Below are 15,560 nucleotides of genomic sequence, written 5' to 3'. Positions count from 1 at the left end.
CGATGCGCCAGGTGTTCGCGCTGTCGGCACCGATCGGGCTGGCGTTCATCCCGCTCGGGATGGCGCTGGGCTTCCTGGTCGTGCACGCGGGACTGGCGTGGTGGTGGGCGCCGGTGTTCGCCGCGGTGATCTACGCCGGCTCGCTGGAGTTCTTGATGGTGCACCTGGCGGCGACCGCCGCACCGATCGCGACGGTCGCGTTGACGTCGTTCGTGGTGAACTCGCGCCACGTGTTCTACGCGCTGTCGTTTCCGCTGCACCGGGTCCGTGGTCTGCTCGGGAAGGCCTACAGCACCTACACGCTGTCGGACGAGGCGTACGCCGTCGGGGTGAGCCCCGAGGCGCAGACGTGGACCACGCGTCCGATCCTGTTGATGCAGCTGCTGTTCCATCTGCTCTGGGTCACCGGTGCGGCGTTGGGCGGCCTGGTCGGCGAGGCGTTGCCGATCGAGCGGCTGGTCGGGCTCGACTTCGCGCTGACCGCGCTGTTCGTGGTGCTGGGCATCGACGCGTTCCGGCAGCGGCCGGACTGGGCGACAGCGGGCAGCGCGATCGCGTGCGCGGTCCTGGCGTGGCTGGTGGCCCCCGGCCAGATGCTGGTCTGCGCGTTCGCCGCGTTCACCGCGGTGTTGATGGTGCGGATGATGGCGCAGCGCAGGACCGATCGTGCCTGACAACGGATACATCGCGGTCCTGGTGTTGGTCAGCGCCGCGGTGACCTGGGCGCTGCGAGCGCTGCCGTTCGTCGTGCTGGCGCCGCTGCGGCACAGCCGGGTCGTCCGGTATCTGAGTGTGCACATGCCGGTCGGGGTGATGGCGATGCTCGCGGTCTACACCGTGCCGACCGTGGCCGGGGACACCACGAGGCAGCTGCTGTGGCTGGTGCTCGCCGTGGCGGTGACGGCGGGTCTGCATCTGTGGCGGGCAAGCGCGCTGCTGAGCATCCTGGCCGGCACGACCTGTTACGTGACGCTGATGTCGGTGTGGGGTTAGGCCTGCAGATACGCGACGAGGGCGTTGGTCAGTCCGCGGCGGGCGACGTCGAGGTCGGCGAAGGAGCCGAGTTGGCGTTCGGACACCAGCCCGCGCATCGCGCCCGGGATCAGCGTGGCGACCTCTCGCACCCGCTCGGGGTCGACGCCGAGGTCGGCGAATGCGTTGCGGCAGATCTGCAACCACGACTGGCCCCACGAGTACAGCTCGGCCGCGGTCTGCGGGTAGAGCCGCTCGAGCTCGGCGGGGTCGCGGGGCAGCGCGGCCCGCAGGTTCTCGATCGCGCGCGAATCAGGCGCCGCCAGGCCCTCGTACAGCGTGTCGATGATGGCGGCGACACGGTCGCGCAGTGGTGCGTCCCGGTCGACCGAGGCGAACACGTCGGCCCGGCGTTCGGCGGTGCGGTGCAGCACCGCGGCCCAGAAACCGTCCGCGTCGCCGAACTGGTACTGCACCGCGCCCCACGTCGCGCCGATGTCCTTGGCGATGCGATTGGCCGACACCGACCCGGGTTCACCGGATGCCAGCGATTTCAGCGCCGCCTCGAGCATGTTCTCGCGCGTGGCCTGGCCGCGGCGGTTGGTACGTCGCGCGGCGGTCTCGGCCATGGCCACGACGATACCGAAATTTTCGTAGAACCCACTATGTTTCCTTGATCGGCTGTTCTATTGTTCGGGGCATGGCCAAACCGCCCCTGTCGATGAAACCGACTGGCTGGTTCCAGGTCGCCTGGTCCGACGAGGTCGGCGTCGGTGACGTGCACAGGATGAAGTACTTCGGCCAGGAGATGATCGCCTGGCGTGCCGAATCCGGTCAGCTGACGGTGATGAACGCGTACTGCGAACACCTCGGCGCTCATCTGGGGTTCGGCGGCACCGTGCACGGCGAGGTACTGCAGTGTCCGTTCCACGGCTGGCAGTGGAATCAGCAGGGCCGCAACGTGTGTATCCCGTACGAGGACCGGCCCAACCGGGGGCGGCGGATCACGACCTATCCGGTGGTCGAGCGCAACGAGTGCGTCTACATCTGGCACGACACCGAGAACCGTGAGCCGTTCTTCGACGCGCCGGACGTCTTCGCGAGCTTCGGTGCCGACGCCACCGCCGACGACTACTACCCGCAGCAGCGGCTGTTCGAGCAGGGCCTGGAGATGCACCCGCAGTACGTCCTCGAAAACGGGGTGGACTTCGCGCATTTCAAGTTCGTGCACCAAACGCCGATCGTGCCGGTGTTCACCCGCCACGACTTCGACGATCCGATCTCCTACGTCGACTTCACGATCACGTTCGAAGGTGACGACGGCCAGAAGATCGAGGATGTGCGCAGCGGCGTCGAGGCGATCAACGGCGGGCTCGGGATCGCGGTGACGAAGAGCTGGGGGATGATCGACAACCGGACCATCTCGGCGATCACCCCCGTCGACGAGGCCACCTCGGATGTGCGATTCATGGTCTACATCGGAAAGCCCAAGGGTGAGGTCCGCAATCCCGACCGGGCGCGCGTCAAGGCCGAGGAGTTCGGTCTCGAGGTGATCCGGCAGTTCCGTCAGGACATCGACATCTGGGCGCATCAGCGCTACTCCGACCCGCCGGCGCTGGCGAGCTCGGAACTGAAGGGGTTCACCGCGATCCGCGAGTGGGCCAAGAAGTTCTACCCCGACGGCAAGGGCGGTAGCGCCGCCGAGCTGGCCGCCCGATCCGCCCATTAGAGAGGCTCCCCATGACGATCAAGGTTTTCCAGGTCGCGACCGGCAACGTCGGTACCGAGATGATCAAGAGGATCGCCGACCAGCCGGACCTCGAGCTCATCGGCGTGCACTGCTACTCGCCGGACAAGGTCGGCCGTGACGCCGGTGAACTGGCAGGGCTGGCACCCAACGGGGTGATCGCGACCGGCACGGTCGAGGAGATCATCGCCGCCAAACCCGACGTGGTGACCTTCCACGGGGTGTTCCCGGACGAGGATCTCTACGTCCAGGTGCTGGAGGCGGGCATCAACATCGTCACCACCGCCGACTGGATCACCGGATGGCACCGCGACCACAACCATCCCCACCCGTCCGGTAAGCCGGTCAGCCAGCTGCTCCAAGAAGCTTGCGAGAAGGGCGGATCCACGTTCTACGGCACCGGGATGAACCCGGGGCTGAACCAGATCCTCGGGGTGGTGTGCTCGGCGGACGTCGCCGAGATCGAGAACATCACGACGATCGAATCGGTCGACGTGTCGTGCCACCATTCCAAGGACACCTGGATCGAGGTCGGATACGGCCAGCCGGTCGACGATCCGTCGATCCCGGGCAAGCTGGAGAAGTACACCCGGGTGTTCGCCGACAGCGTCTACATGATGGCCGACTGTTTCGACCTGACCCTCGACGAGGTGAAGTTCAGCTATGAGCTCGGCGCGTGCACCAAGGACGTCGACCTGGGCTGGTACCAGCTGCCGAAGGGCTCGCTGGGCGGCAACTACATCAAATACCAGGGCATCGTCGACGGGGTTGCGCGGGTGGAGACGCACCTGGAGTGGCAGATGACGCCGCACACCGATCCGAGCTGGGATATCAAGGGCTGCTACATCACCCAGATCAAGGGTGACCCGAACATCTACAACAAGCACATGATCTTCCCGAAGCCCGGAGTCGACCTGTCGGATCCGGCCAGCTTCGCGTCGATCGGGATGACCGTCACCGGGATGCCCGCGCTGGCGTCGATCAAGTCGGTGGTCGCCGCGCGCCCCGGCATCATCACCTCCGCCGATCTACCACTGCGGGGTTTCGCCGGGCGGTTCAAGCTCTGATCCGTTCAGGTCGTCGGCGTTCCTGCGGCGTTCGTCGTCGATGCGCTGACGGCGCGCCCGCGCGCGGGTGGTGGTGCGCTTCGGCATCGTCAGACCCTCTGTGTGCTTGAGCGGGGGCCGGCGGTTGGTGAATTCCGCTGTGGGCACGCAGAGTTCGGGAAAGAGCAGCCTGCTTCCCGGGTAGGTGGTCGTGACGATGCCCTCCGGGTCGGTCCACACGATCCTGCCGTCCGGGTACTGCCGGCTGGACCAGCCGGGCCAGAACGTCTTGAGCAGATGATGTTCTCGGCACAGGCAAGCCAGGTTCGACGCACACGTCGGCCCGTAGGGGTACGGGATCGTGTGGTCGATGTCGGCGCTGGTGGACGGTTTCGTGCAGCCCGGGAACCGGCACGTCTGGTCGCGGCAGCGCACGAACTCCGCGAGTCGTCGTGATGGTCGGTATCGCGGTTCCGGTGGGGCCTGGCCGGGGTGGATGAGTTCCCTGACGGTGGCATACATCGCGGCCTGGGCGGCGACGGGCGCCGGGATGACCGCACCGCCGAGGATGGTCGCGGGGCCGACGGTGCAGAGCTCACCCCGGCCGTCCTCGAGGGCACCGACCAGTCCCGTCAGCGTGAAGCTGTGCCAGGGGCGGGGGAGTAGCGGCGGACGCTTGCCTGCCAGCGCGCGGCGCTGCGCGGTGAGGTCGCGCGTCGGCTCCCGCTCGGGCTCGGGCTCGGGCTCGCGCGGACCGTCCGAATCCGAGGGACCGCCATCACTATTCGCGTCCGAGGCCTCTCGACGCGCGACGACGTGGATGACGACGCCGCCCGCGGCCGGTTTGGCCGCGGCGTCGCAGTCGTCGTTCTCGCACAGGCAGGGCAGACGGTCCCAACCGAACCCGACCGCGCCGACGGCCGCGGCACGGCGCTGGTCCAGGTCGCGGGGGTCGCGGGAGCACACGGTGCGGGCCAGTGCATCGAGGCGCCGGTCGAACGCTTCGCCGTCGGTGGCGGACACGGTGGCCGTCACGTAGGAGGTACCGGTGGCCGGCTCCGCGGCTACGTCGACGTGGTGGCCGCGACTGGAGGATTCGCCGCGCCGCAGTGCAAGCGGATCATGAAGCAGCACCAGGGCGTCGACGTCGTCTTCGGATTGATCGAACGATTTCGCACCCCAGGTGCGCAGGGCCTCCGCAAGCTCGGAATCCAGCGCGCGCAATGCGTCTGCATCCTTCACCAGCATGGTGCGCGTGCAGATCATGTGGACCAGCCGGTACGCGATCAGGCCATCGGCGAACACCGCCGCCACCTTGGGCAGTCGTTCCCGCAGCGTGACCGCGTCCATCAGCAGTCCGCTGACCACCCCGCTGGTGACGGCGTGCGCGGCGCCGATCTGTGCGCACACCGCGCTCCAGTTGTCGCAACGCCACTGCTCGCGGTCGGCCGAGCCGGATGCCGCGTAGGCGACGGCGAGCATGTCGGCCATGAATCCCAACCGCGCCGCGCATGCGGCGTTCTCCAGTCGCGCGCAGGCGCGGACCCCGGCACCAGGGCCTCGGGCGTCCGCGACGGCGGTCAGGATCTGTTCGAACACACTTTCGACGTTAGTCGTGTGGAGTGCTGGTCGCACCGTCCATGTCGCCGCCTGTGGATGAATTCGCTATTGGGATAACTCGCGGGGGCGGGGGTGAATGCCGGGCTATGTGCGCGCCCGATCGTTCGTCTCTACCGTCGGGAGGCATGACCGAGACGACGATTCCCCGGCTGATGGCGCGCTCGATCGAGTCGATCGCCGAGTTCTACACCGCGCTGGGATTCGAGATCACGTTTCAGCAGACGGCGCCCTACCAGTTTCTGAGTGTCAGGCGTGGAGGAATCGAACTGGACTTCTACGGGGACAAGGACCACGATCCGCTGTCCTCCACGCATGCCTGCCTGGTCAGGACGGATGACGTGGACCTGCTCTACGGCCAATTCACCGCGGGACTGCGGAATGCCTTCGGATCGGTTCCCGTGCAGGGGATTCCGCGAATCGGGGCGTTGGCGGACATGAGCTACGGGGTGCGGCAGTTCCTGGTGATCGATCCCGGCGGGAACACCATCCAGGTGGCCCAGCCGATCAGCGACAACCAGCACCATCGACCGCTTCCGCGCGGGACGTTCGACCGTGCGATCCACATGGGCACGCTGTACGCGAACGCCAAGCAGGACCTGGCCTTGGCGGCGACGGTCCTCGACCGGGCTCTGCGTCGGGCCGATGAAGAGCCGACCGTGATCCAGCTGGTGAAGCTCCTGGTGCTACGCGCGGACGTGGCTGTCCGGCAAGGCGAGCCTGCCGTGGCGCGGGACCTGCTGGCCCGCGCCAGGGCGACCGGGGCCCGCGGGCCAGAGCTGGCCGACGACCTCCGGCGGGCAACGGAGCTCGAAGCCGCACTCGGGTAGGGCGAACCCCGTTAGCCCGCGCCCTTGCCGTTGTCCACCCGGTACACCGCGCCGTGCACCGCGGCCGCGTCGTCGCTGGCCAGAAACGCGATGGTCTTGGCGACATCGTCCGTCTCCATGAACCCACGGGGCGACGCGATCCGCATGATCAGATCCCAGTCCGCGTTCTCCGGTGCCTCGAACTCGGTGGTCTGCGCGGTCGGCATACCGCCCGGGCAGATCGCGTTGACGCGCAACCTCTCCTTGGTGAACTCGACCGCCAGCGCCCGCGTCAGCCCGACCAGACCGTGCTTGGCCGCGCAGTAGCCGGCCGAGTACACCTCGCCCTCCACCCCGGCGATCGACGCCACGTTGACGATGTTGCCCGCCGACTCCAGCAGATGCGGCAACGCGGCGCGGCACAGGAAGAACGGGCCGTTGAGGTTCACCGACAGATCCGTGGCCCAGTCGTCGTCGGTCATCGAAATCGTGTGGCGCATCTTGTGGAATCCGGCGATGTTGGCCAGCACATCGAGGCGGCCGAACTGGGCCACGCATTCGGCGACGGCCTGCGCACACGCCTGGGGCGAGGTGACATCGACCGAGCTGTACCGGCCGTCCGGGATGTCGGCGAACACCTCGGCCAGCCGCGCGGTGTCCCGCGCGATGCCGAACACCGTCGCGCCCCGTTCGGCGAACAGTTTCGCCGTCGCCGCTCCCAATCCTGCCGACGCGCCCGTGACCAGGGCGACCTTGCCGCTGAGTTGTCCCATGCCCATGACCTTCTCATGGCCCCGACCGGACTCACACTGCGGCGCGCGGTCTCACCGGCGGGACGGCGGCCAACAGTTCACGCGTGTACTCCTGCTCGGGTGAGGCGAACAGCTCGTCGGCCGGCCGATTCTCGACGACCTCCCCGCGCCGCATCACCAGCACCTCGTGGCTGAGCTGACGGATCACCGCGAGGTCGTGCCCGATCAGCAGGTACGTCAGAGTCAGCTCCGACTGCAGCCGCGACAGCAGCTCCAGCACGCGGGCCTGCACCGAGACGTCCAGCGACGCGGTCGCCTCGTCGAGGATCAGCAGTTCCGGTTCGGCGGCCAGCGCCCGCGCGATACTGACGCGCTGACGCTGCCCGCCGGACAGTTCGTGCGGGTAACGCTGGGCGAATTCGGCAGGCAGTCCGACCAGATCGAGCAGCTCACCGACACGGCGGCGACGGGCGTCCTTGCCGTCGACCAGCTTGTGCACCAGCAGCGGTTCGGCGATCGACGTGTCCACCCGGACACGGGGATTCAGCGAGGAGAACGGATCCTGGAACACCATCCCGATCCGCCGACGAATCTCCCTGGCCCCCTTGCCCTTCACATGCAGCACGTCATCACCGGACAGCGTCGCGGTGCCGGCGTCCGGGGCCACCAGTCCGGTCAGCGCCGCCGCGACCGTCGACTTGCCCGAACCGGATTCACCGACCAATCCGAGTGTGGTGCCGCGCCGAATCCGGAACGACACGTCCTTGACCGCGTGCACCGTCGACCGGCCGACCGGCGACGACGTCGTGAACGTGACGTCCAGACCCGCGACATCGAGCAGCGTCTCGTCTCCGTCCACCGGCGGGGGACCGGATCGCTCCAGCACCGGGCGCGCCGCCAGCAGGTCCCGGGTGTAGTCGTCGCGGGGATGGTCGAAGACCTCCATGATCGGGGCCTGCTCCACGGCCACGCCGTCGCGTATCACCGTGACCTCGTCGGCGACCTGACCGATCACCCCGAGGTCATGGCTGATCCACACCACCGCGGTGCCGAAATCCCGTTGCAGCGCCCGGACCAGCTCGATGATCTGCGCCTGCGTCGTGACGTCGAGGGCCGTGGTCGGTTCGTCGGCGATCAGCAGCTCCGGGTCACAGGCCAGCGCGATCGCGATCATCACCCGCTGGCGCTGCCCACCGGACAGCTGATGCGGATAGGCGTGCAGCCGGGTCTGCGGATCCGGCAGGCCCACCGCGTCGAGAAGTTCGACCGCCCGCTCGGTGGCGGCACGCCGCGTCATATTGCGGTGTGTCTGCAGGGATTCGGTGATCTGGCGTTCCAGGGTCAGCAGCGGGTTCAGCGAGGTGCCCGGATCCTGGAAGACGAACCCAACCCGGGCGCCGTGCACGCTGCGCAGGACTTTCGGTGCGGCGCCGACCAACTCGATGTCGCCGGCCAGCGTGCTGCTACCGGAGACCCGCGCCCCGGGTGCGTCGAGCAGGCCGGTGGCGGCCAGCACCGTCATCGTCTTGCCTGATCCTGACTCGCCGACGATACCGACGGTCTTCTCGCGGTCCACGTCGAACGAGACGCCGTCGACGATGGTGCGGGACCCGATGCGCACCGAGAGATCCTTGACACCCAGAACGGTCATGATTCCCGCCTGCGCGCTTCGATCGTGGTGCGCTGCTTGGGATCCAGCACGTCCCGCAGCCCGTCGCCGAACAGGTTGAACGCCAACACGATCACGAAGATCGCGGCACCGGGGAACACCGCCATCCACCATGCCATCGTGACGAAGCCCTGCGAATCGAAGATCATCCGGCCCAGTGACGGCTGGGGCGGCTGAATCCCCAACCCCAGGAACGACAACGCCGCTTCGGACAGGATCGCGAACGCCAGCGACAGCGAGGTCTGCACGATCAGCGGCCCGGCGATGTTGGGCAGGATGTGGCGCCGCAGAATGTACAGATCGCCGGTGCCCATCGCCCGTGACACCGACACATACGGTTCGGTCCGGACACTGAGGGTGCTGGCCCGCGCGACGCGCGCGAAGATCGGCGTGTACACGATGCCGATCGCCAGGATGGTGGTCGTCACGCCCGGCCCGAGGATCGCCACCACCGCCAGCGCGAGCAGCAGCACCGGGAACGCGAACATCACGTCGACCACTCGCATCAGCACCGTGTCCAGCCACCCGCCGCGATATCCCGCGACCACCCCGACCGTGACTCCGACGACGAGGGCGAATGCGACGCTGACCACCGCGATCCGCATCGACGCCTGCACCGCGACCAGCACCCGCGACAGCACGTCACGACCCAGCTCGTCGGTGCCGAACCAGTGCGAACCATTGGGCGCCGCAAGTGCGTTCGGGACGTCGACGTCGTTGACCGCGTACGGCGCGATCCAGGACGCGGTCACCGCGATGACCGCGACCGCGACCAGTGCCAGCGCGCTGACCAGCGTGACGGGGTTGCGGGCGAGGAGGCGCCACGACGACAGGCGGGTGTCCGGTTCGGTGGTCGTCATCCCAGTCGGATCCTCGGGTCCACGACGGCGTACAGCACGTCGACGAGCAGATTGATCAGGAGGAACAGTGCCGCGATCAGCAGCACCGCACCCTGGATCAGCGGGTAGTCACGCGCGGCCACCGCGTTGTAGACCAATCGGCCCAAACCCGGCCAGGCGAACACCACTTCGACGACGATCACGCCGCCGAGCAGGGTCGCGAGCTGGATGCCGGTGATGGTCAGGATCGGTACGAGCGCGTTGCGGACGGTGTGCCGGAACGTCACGACGCGCGGTGGGAGACCTTTCGAGCGCGCGGTGCGTACGTATCCCATCGACGCGACCTCCAGCACCGCCGACCGCACGTAGCGGGTCATGATCGCCGCGGCGACGACCCCCACGGTCAACCCCGGCAGGATGATGTGGCGCAGCCAGCCCGCCGGGTCCTCGAACAGCGGCCGGTAGCCCGAGGTCGGCAGCCAGCCCAGCGTGGTGGAGAACAGCGCGATCAGCAGGATGCCCATCCAGAAGTCCGGTATCGACACCCCGAACTGGCTGGTGACCCGCACGATCGCATCGCTGACCCTGCCTTCGCGCAGTGCCGAGTACACCCCGGCGGGCAGCGCGACGGCCAGCGCGATCACGATGCCCGTCAACCCCAGCGACAGCGTGGCCGGAAGGCGTTCCAGCAGTGTGACGGTGACGGGGTCGCCGTTGCGGAAGCTGACCCCGAGATCGCCGGTCAGCGCCGACCCGATGTAGCCGAAGAACTGCGAGATCAGCGGACGGTCCAGACCGCTTGCGGCGCGCAGGGCTTCGTAGGCCTCCGGGGTGTAGCGGGTGCCCAGCGCGATGCGCACCGGATCACCGGGCACCAGGTGCACGAGCGCGAACACCAGGACCAGCACCCCGAACATCACCACCGCCGAATACAGCAGCCGCTGCGCGACGAAGCGCAGGATCATCACGACTGTGCCTCCCCGTCGGGGTTCAGCGACGCGGTTCGGAACCGCACCGCGCCGTCGCGGCGCGCCTCGTAGCCCGACAGCGCCGGGTTCCAGGCCTGGATCACCGACGGGTTGTACAGGTAGATGTAGCTGACCTCGTCGGCGATCAACGTCGCCGCTTTCGCGTACTCGTCCTTCCTGGCCTGCTCGTCGGTCTCGACGCGACCGGCGTCGAGCAGTCGGTCGACCTCGGGGTTCGCGAACTTCTGCGCATTACTGGTGCCGTCGGTGTGGTGTTGGGCGTAGTAGAAGTCGTCGGGGTCGATGTTGCCGAGCCAGCCCATCATCAGCATGTCGAAGTTGCCCGAGTTCTGTTCGTCGAGCCAGGTCGCGAAGTCCACGGTGCGGATGTTGACCGTGAAACCCAGCGGTGCGAGGTTGTCGGCGACGATCTGGGCCGCCGTGACGGTCTCGGGATACTCGGTGGTGACCAGCATGTCGAGATCGCCGGGCTGGGTTCCGGCCTCCCGCAACAGTGTTCGCGCGGTGTCCAGTCCTGACTCGCCGTCCTCGCGGTATCTGTCGTACGGCGTGAACCACGGATTGCCCTGCGGGATCGCGAGCTCGTTGACCGCCGCGGTGCCGTAGCTGGTGGCCTGCACGATCGCGTCGCGGTCGATCGCGTACGCGATGGCCTGGCGCACCCGCACGTCGTCCCACGGGGCGCGCGCCTGGTTGAGCGCCAGATACCAGTAGTCGTTGCTCGGTGTGACGGCGAGTTCCAGCGACTCGTCGTCGCGCAGTTGAGCGACGCGCTGCGGCGGCACGGAGTCCGTCCAGTCGACCTCACCGGCCTGCAGCGCCGACAGCGCCGTCGACGGCTCGGAGATGAAGCGGAACGTCATTCCGCTCACGCCGGGCGCCCCACCCCAGTAGTCCGGGTTCGCGCGCAGCGAGATCGAGTCGCCGCTCTTCTGGCCGAGAAAGCTGAACGGACCCGTGCCCACCGGGTGGGTCGCGATCTGTCCGCTCTCCACGTTGGCGCGCGACACGATCGCCATCCCCTTGAAGCCGCCGAGGTTGGTCAGCATGTTCGGCGTCGGACGGTCGACGCGCACGACGACGGTGCCCGGGTCTGGCGCCTCCACGGCACGCACCGACGCGAACTTGTCGGAGTTGGCGAGCTGCTCGTCGATGATGCGGCGGTAGGAGAACACGACGTCGTCGGCGGTCAGCGGGGAACCGTCGTGGAACGTCACGCCCGGCCGCAGCCGGAACGTCCACGTCAGCTGGTCCGGGCTGACCTCCCAGGACTGTGCCAGCGCCGGCTGCATCTGCAGGTTCTCGTCCGGTTCGACGAGGGTGTCGAAGACGTTCTCCAGCACCTCGAATGAGAAGTACGCCGTGGTCTTGTGCGGGTCGAGCTGATCCGGTTCACCGGCGATCGCGGCGATCAGCGCCCCCGACGTGCCCTCTCCGAGATCGACGCGCTGACCCGTCGAACACCCCGTCACGGTCAGCAGAAAAGCGCATATGACGAGAACAGCGGCCCTCACCGCCGTCCTCGTCATATGCCTACCACCCCGGACTCGAACTTGCTGTCGGTCCTCTACCCGGTGCCTCGAGGCGCAAAACACCGCGGCAGGACAAAGCCGTGACTTTGATCAGCGGTGGCTGAAATACTGCGGGGCATGAAGATGCTGCGCGGTCTTGCCGCGGTCGCCGTACTGGCCGGTGCCTCCGTCGGGCTGGGAGTCGGGGCGGCCGCTCCCGCGATGGCCGATGTCCCCGTGATGCAAGGCGAGTACAACTACGTCTCCGAGGGGCAGACCGGCGTCTGGACCATCTACCCGACCTGCGTGCCCGTCGTCGGTGACCTGCGCGAGCCGCTGTACCTTCCCGTTGGCTGCACGCTGCACGTCGGGCCGTCCCCCGGTCTGAGTGGCGGCGACGCCCGGCAAACCGGCGGGCTGTGGACCTTCACGACCAACAAGCGCGAGGGGATGAAGTGCCCCGACGGCAGCTTCGCGCCGACCACCGAGGAGGTCTCGTTCAACGAGACCTCGGGTACGCGCCGCATCCTGCACACCGGGGTGTGCGGCCTTCAGCCGGGCATGATCGAGGTGCCGTTCACGCTGTCGTTCAAGCAGCCGCTGCCGATCCCTGTCGACCAGTACCCGCTGATCTGCGAGCCCGGCGGCCTGCGCAGGTGCTTCTGACATGAAACGGGTCGTGATCTGGGGGACCGGCTTCGTCGGCCGGATGGTGATCGCCGAGGTGGTCAAGCATCCGGGCTTCGAGCTGGTCGGTGTCGGGGTCAGTAACCCCGACAAGGTCGGCCGCGACGTCGGCGACATCTGCGGGCTCGGCCGGGACCTCGGCCTGACCGCGACCGACGACGTCGACGCGCTGATCGACCTCAAACCCGACGCGATGGTCCACTACGGGCCGACCGCGGCGCGCGCCGACGCCAACATCGAGTTGATCTCCCGGTTCCTGCGCGCCGGCATCGACGTGTGCTCGACCGCGATGACCCCGTGGATCTGGCCCACGATGCACCTGAACCCGCCGAACTGGATCGAACCCATCACGGTCGCCTGCGAACTCGGCGAGTCGTCCTGCTTCACCACCGGTATCGATCCGGGTTTCGCCAACGACCTGTTCCCGATGACGCTGATGGGGTTGTGCTCAGAGGTCCGCACGGTGCGCGCGTCGGAGTTGTTGGACTACACCAACTACGAGGGCGACTACGACCGTGAGATGGGCATCGGGAAGCCACCCGAGTTCCGGCCGATGTTGGAGAACCCCGACATCCTGGTCTTCGCTTGGGGCGCAACGGTTCCGATGATCGCCCACGCCGCGGGCATCATGCTCGACGAGATCACCACCACCTGGGAGAAGTGGGTGACCCCCGACGAGCGCAAGACCGCCAAGGGCGTCATCGCCCCCGGGAACGTCGCCGCGGTCCGGTTCACCATCAACGGCGTGTACCGCGGCGAGACACGCATCCAACTCGAGCACGTCAACCGCATCGGCAACGACGCCGCGCCGGACTGGCCGTCCGGCAACGAGAACGACGTCTACCGCGTCGACATCGAGGGCACCCCGAGCATCTTCCAGGAGACCGCGTTCCGGTTCACCGACGGCTCCGGCCGGGACGCCGCCGCGGCCGGATGCCTCGCCACCGGGCTGCGGGCCCTGAACGCGGTGCCCGCGGTCAACGACCTGCCGCCGGGATGGGTGACCGCGCTGGATCTGCCGCTGATCCCCGGGGTCGGGACGATCCGCTAGTTTTTCGGCCGCTTGTACAGCACCACGTGGGCCAGCGGGATCCGCGTCTGCTCGGGGGCGGCCGCCATTCGCTCCGCCACGCCCTTCTCCAGCGCGTCGCAGAACTCCGCGACGCGCTGACCGGTGTCCGCGCCGTCGAGTGCCTGCGTCATCGCGGCGAACAGCGAGCCGCGCGCGAATCCGGCCCAACGCTCACCGAAGGCCTTGGCGTCGTTGTCGATTCGGTACCGGGCCCAAAATCGGTCCTCGGCGTCGAAGATCTCCAGATGTTCGATCTCCAGGCCTTCGAACCGCCCTGACGGGGCGAACGGCGCCCTGAAGTCCGCCTCCGCGCGCGCCACCGTCGGGATGCACATCCGGGCCAGTTCGTCGCCGGTCAGCGCGCCCGCGCCGGCCATCTCGGCGAGCGCGTCGAGCATCGCGGTCATCATCTGCCGGAGACCGCCGTTGCCGTCCTCGTCGAGCGCCTGCGTCATCACCAACAGGCGACCGCCCGGACACAGCTCGCGGCCCCGGAAGGCGACGAACTCGTGCCAGTCCCGGGCCGCCTGTTTGGCATAGGCGTCGCGGATGGCCTGATCCGAGGTGAATGCCACCTGCAGTCGACCCTCGACACTGCACGGCGTCTGGGTCAGCCAGTCGACCGCCCACGCGCTCCAGCCGAGGTGGACGCTGTTCGACGGCATGATCTGGCGGTAGAACGACCGGCCGACCGCTGATACGAACGTCGCCTTGTCCTTGTGCAGGTAGCTGTCCGGGTCGTTCTCCAGGACGTGGAACAGCGCGCTGAAATCGTTGTCGGGCCTGTCGGTGTGCGCGACGAGTACGGAATGCTCGGGCCGGGTTCGCTTGCGCAGCACGGCGATCGCCGCGCCGACCGGCAGCAGCGAGGTCATCCCGTCGGCGGCGCCGTAGTCGGCGATCACGATCGGCTGCGGAGGCTGGGGGATCGGCACCGCGGCGGCCGCCCGCTCGAAGACCGCGATCGCGGGCACCAGACCAGAAGCCTGCAGCCGCGACGCGGCGCTGTAGAACGGGCTGCCGGCGGGTTCCGGACGCACGACGATGCTGGACTCAGCCATCATCTCTCAAACCGTAGTCCCCGCGCCCGCCGCGCGCCGGAGTTCGAGTCCGAGGAACGCCGGATCCCGCAGGCCTAGTGGCCCCGCGCCACCCACTCGTCGTAGTGCACGATCTCGTCGCCCACCGTCGTCGAATCGCCGTGTCCGGTGTAGACGACCGTCTCGCCGGGCAGCTTGCCCAGCCGGCCGGAGATCGACTCAAGGATGGTCGGGAAATCCGAGAACGACCGGCCCGTGGCACCCGGCCCGCCCTGGAACAGCGTGTCACCGCTGAACACCGCGTTGAGTTCCGGTGCGTGCCAGCACACCGAACCGGGGGAGTGCCCCGGGGTGTGCAGCGCACGAATCTCGGTGCCGGCGACCCGCAGCGTCTCGTGGTCCGACACCGACCGGAAGTCGCTGTCCGGGTGCGTCATTCGCCACAGCACCTCGTCGGCGGGATGCAGCAGCACCGGCGCGTCGAGCGCCTGGCCCAGCTGCGGGGCGACCGTGATGTGGTCGTTGTGGCCGTGCGTGCACACGATCGCGACCACGTGCCTGCCCCCAACGGCCTCGATGATCGGGTCCGCGGTGTGCGCGGCGTCGAAGACGATGACTTCCTTGTCGTCACCGACCAGCCAGATGTTGTTGTCGACATCCCAGCTGCCGCCGTCGAGCTCGAAGGTGCCGCTGGTGACCAGCCGCTGGATCGGTCCGCCGTTCATCAGAACACCACCACCGAGCGCAGGACCTCACCGGCGTGCATTTTGTGGAAGGCGTCTTCGATGTGGTCGAGGCTGATGCGTTCGG

General features: G+C 68.0%; 16 protein-coding genes. 7 read left to right on the top strand and 9 right to left on the bottom strand.

Going from position 1 to position 15,560, the window contains the following annotated elements; genetic code table 11:
- Window positions 1-2 precede the first annotated feature (2 nt).
- Both BST38_RS27415 and BST38_RS27410 read left to right on the top strand, forming a co-directional pair.
- On the top strand, window positions 3-674 hold the full coding sequence (locus BST38_RS27415) for an AzlC family ABC transporter permease (protein ID WP_110782025.1): 672 nt from the start codon (window positions 3-5) through the stop codon (window positions 672-674).
- The gene (locus BST38_RS27410; RefSeq protein WP_083146685.1) at window positions 667-993 is read left to right on the top strand and encodes a branched-chain amino acid transport AzlD family protein; all 327 of its coding nucleotides are present in this window, start codon (window positions 667-669) and stop codon (window positions 991-993) included. Before BST38_RS27415 ends, BST38_RS27410 begins: the two co-directional genes overlap by 8 nt.
- On the opposite strand, the gene BST38_RS27405 is transcribed toward BST38_RS27410, so the two are convergent.
- On the bottom strand, window positions 990-1,601 hold the full coding sequence (locus BST38_RS27405) for a TetR/AcrR family transcriptional regulator (protein ID WP_083146684.1): 612 nt from the start codon (window positions 1,599-1,601) through the stop codon (window positions 990-992). The genes BST38_RS27410 and BST38_RS27405 overlap by 4 nt on opposite strands.
- Before the next feature lie 71 nt (window positions 1,602-1,672).
- Between BST38_RS27405 and BST38_RS27400 the strand changes: the two genes are divergently transcribed.
- Window positions 1,673-2,701, top strand: coding sequence for a Rieske 2Fe-2S domain-containing protein (locus tag BST38_RS27400; RefSeq protein WP_083146683.1), 1,029 nt, complete (start codon window positions 1,673-1,675; stop codon window positions 2,699-2,701).
- Window positions 2,702-2,712: 11 nt separating this feature from the next.
- Window positions 2,713-3,786, top strand: coding sequence for an NAD(P)H-dependent amine dehydrogenase family protein (locus BST38_RS27395; protein ID WP_083146682.1), 1,074 nt, complete (start codon window positions 2,713-2,715; stop codon window positions 3,784-3,786).
- Here the strand turns inward: BST38_RS27395 and BST38_RS27390 are convergent.
- Window positions 3,748-5,364: an HNH endonuclease signature motif containing protein gene (locus BST38_RS27390; protein WP_083146681.1), complete on the bottom strand. Its 1,617-nt coding sequence runs from the start codon at window positions 5,362-5,364 to the stop codon at window positions 3,748-3,750. The genes BST38_RS27395 and BST38_RS27390 overlap by 39 nt on opposite strands.
- A gap of 146 nt (window positions 5,365-5,510) precedes the next feature.
- On the opposite strand from BST38_RS27390, the gene BST38_RS27385 reads away from it, so the two are divergent.
- Window positions 5,511-6,212 (top strand): bleomycin resistance protein, encoded by a 702-nt coding sequence (locus BST38_RS27385; RefSeq protein WP_237160941.1) that lies wholly within the window; start codon window positions 5,511-5,513, stop codon window positions 6,210-6,212.
- A gap of 11 nt (window positions 6,213-6,223) precedes the next feature.
- Here the strand turns inward: BST38_RS27385 and BST38_RS27380 are convergent, their stop codons facing one another.
- Genes BST38_RS27380 through BST38_RS27360 form a run of 5 tightly spaced genes read right to left on the bottom strand, consistent with a single transcriptional unit; the run spans window position 6,224 to window position 11,969 of the window.
- On the bottom strand, window positions 6,224-6,964 hold the full coding sequence (locus BST38_RS27380; RefSeq protein WP_083146700.1) for an SDR family NAD(P)-dependent oxidoreductase: 741 nt from the start codon (window positions 6,962-6,964) through the stop codon (window positions 6,224-6,226).
- A gap of 31 nt (window positions 6,965-6,995) precedes the next feature.
- A complete protein-coding gene (locus BST38_RS27375; RefSeq protein WP_083146680.1) occupies window positions 6,996-8,594 on the bottom strand; it encodes a dipeptide ABC transporter ATP-binding protein in 1,599 nt (532 codons plus the stop codon).
- Window positions 8,591-9,472, bottom strand: a complete 882-nt coding sequence (locus tag BST38_RS27370) for an ABC transporter permease (protein ID WP_083146679.1) — start codon at window positions 9,470-9,472, stop codon at window positions 8,591-8,593. The genes BST38_RS27375 and BST38_RS27370 overlap by 4 nt, the downstream gene beginning before the upstream one ends.
- The gene (locus BST38_RS27365; RefSeq protein WP_110782030.1) at window positions 9,469-10,416 is read right to left on the bottom strand and encodes an ABC transporter permease; all 948 of its coding nucleotides are present in this window, start codon (window positions 10,414-10,416) and stop codon (window positions 9,469-9,471) included. Before BST38_RS27365 ends, BST38_RS27370 begins: the two co-directional genes overlap by 4 nt.
- Window positions 10,416-11,969 (bottom strand): ABC transporter substrate-binding protein, encoded by a 1,554-nt coding sequence (locus tag BST38_RS27360; protein ID WP_083146677.1) that lies wholly within the window; start codon window positions 11,967-11,969, stop codon window positions 10,416-10,418. The genes BST38_RS27365 and BST38_RS27360 overlap by 1 nt, the downstream gene beginning before the upstream one ends.
- Window positions 11,970-12,089: 120 nt before the next feature.
- Between BST38_RS27360 and BST38_RS27355 the strand changes: the two genes are divergently transcribed.
- A complete protein-coding gene (locus BST38_RS27355) occupies window positions 12,090-12,617 on the top strand; it encodes a hypothetical protein (RefSeq protein ID WP_083146676.1) in 528 nt (175 codons plus the stop codon).
- A 1-nt stretch (window position 12,618) separates the two neighbouring features.
- Entirely contained in the window at window positions 12,619-13,689 is a 1,071-nt protein-coding gene (locus BST38_RS27350) for an NAD(P)H-dependent amine dehydrogenase family protein (protein WP_083146675.1), read from the top strand.
- Here the strand turns inward: BST38_RS27350 and BST38_RS27345 are convergent.
- Window positions 13,686-14,771, bottom strand: a complete 1,086-nt coding sequence (locus BST38_RS27345; protein ID WP_181792056.1) for a class I SAM-dependent methyltransferase — start codon at window positions 14,769-14,771, stop codon at window positions 13,686-13,688. The two genes, BST38_RS27350 and BST38_RS27345, sit on opposite strands and share 4 nt — an antisense overlap.
- Before the next feature lie 74 nt (window positions 14,772-14,845).
- Complete coding sequence (locus tag BST38_RS27340; RefSeq protein WP_083146673.1) at window positions 14,846-15,475, bottom strand: MBL fold metallo-hydrolase; 630 nt, start codon at window positions 15,473-15,475, stop codon at window positions 14,846-14,848.
- Window positions 15,476-15,560 lie beyond the last annotated feature (85 nt).

The sequence above is a fragment of the Mycolicibacterium parafortuitum genome (assembly GCF_002086815.1).
Classification (GTDB): Bacteria; Actinomycetota; Actinomycetes; order Mycobacteriales; family Mycobacteriaceae; genus Mycobacterium; species Mycobacterium parafortuitum.
Note: the sequence above shows the minus strand (reverse complement) of the source record. Positions and strands in the feature narration are given on the sequence as shown.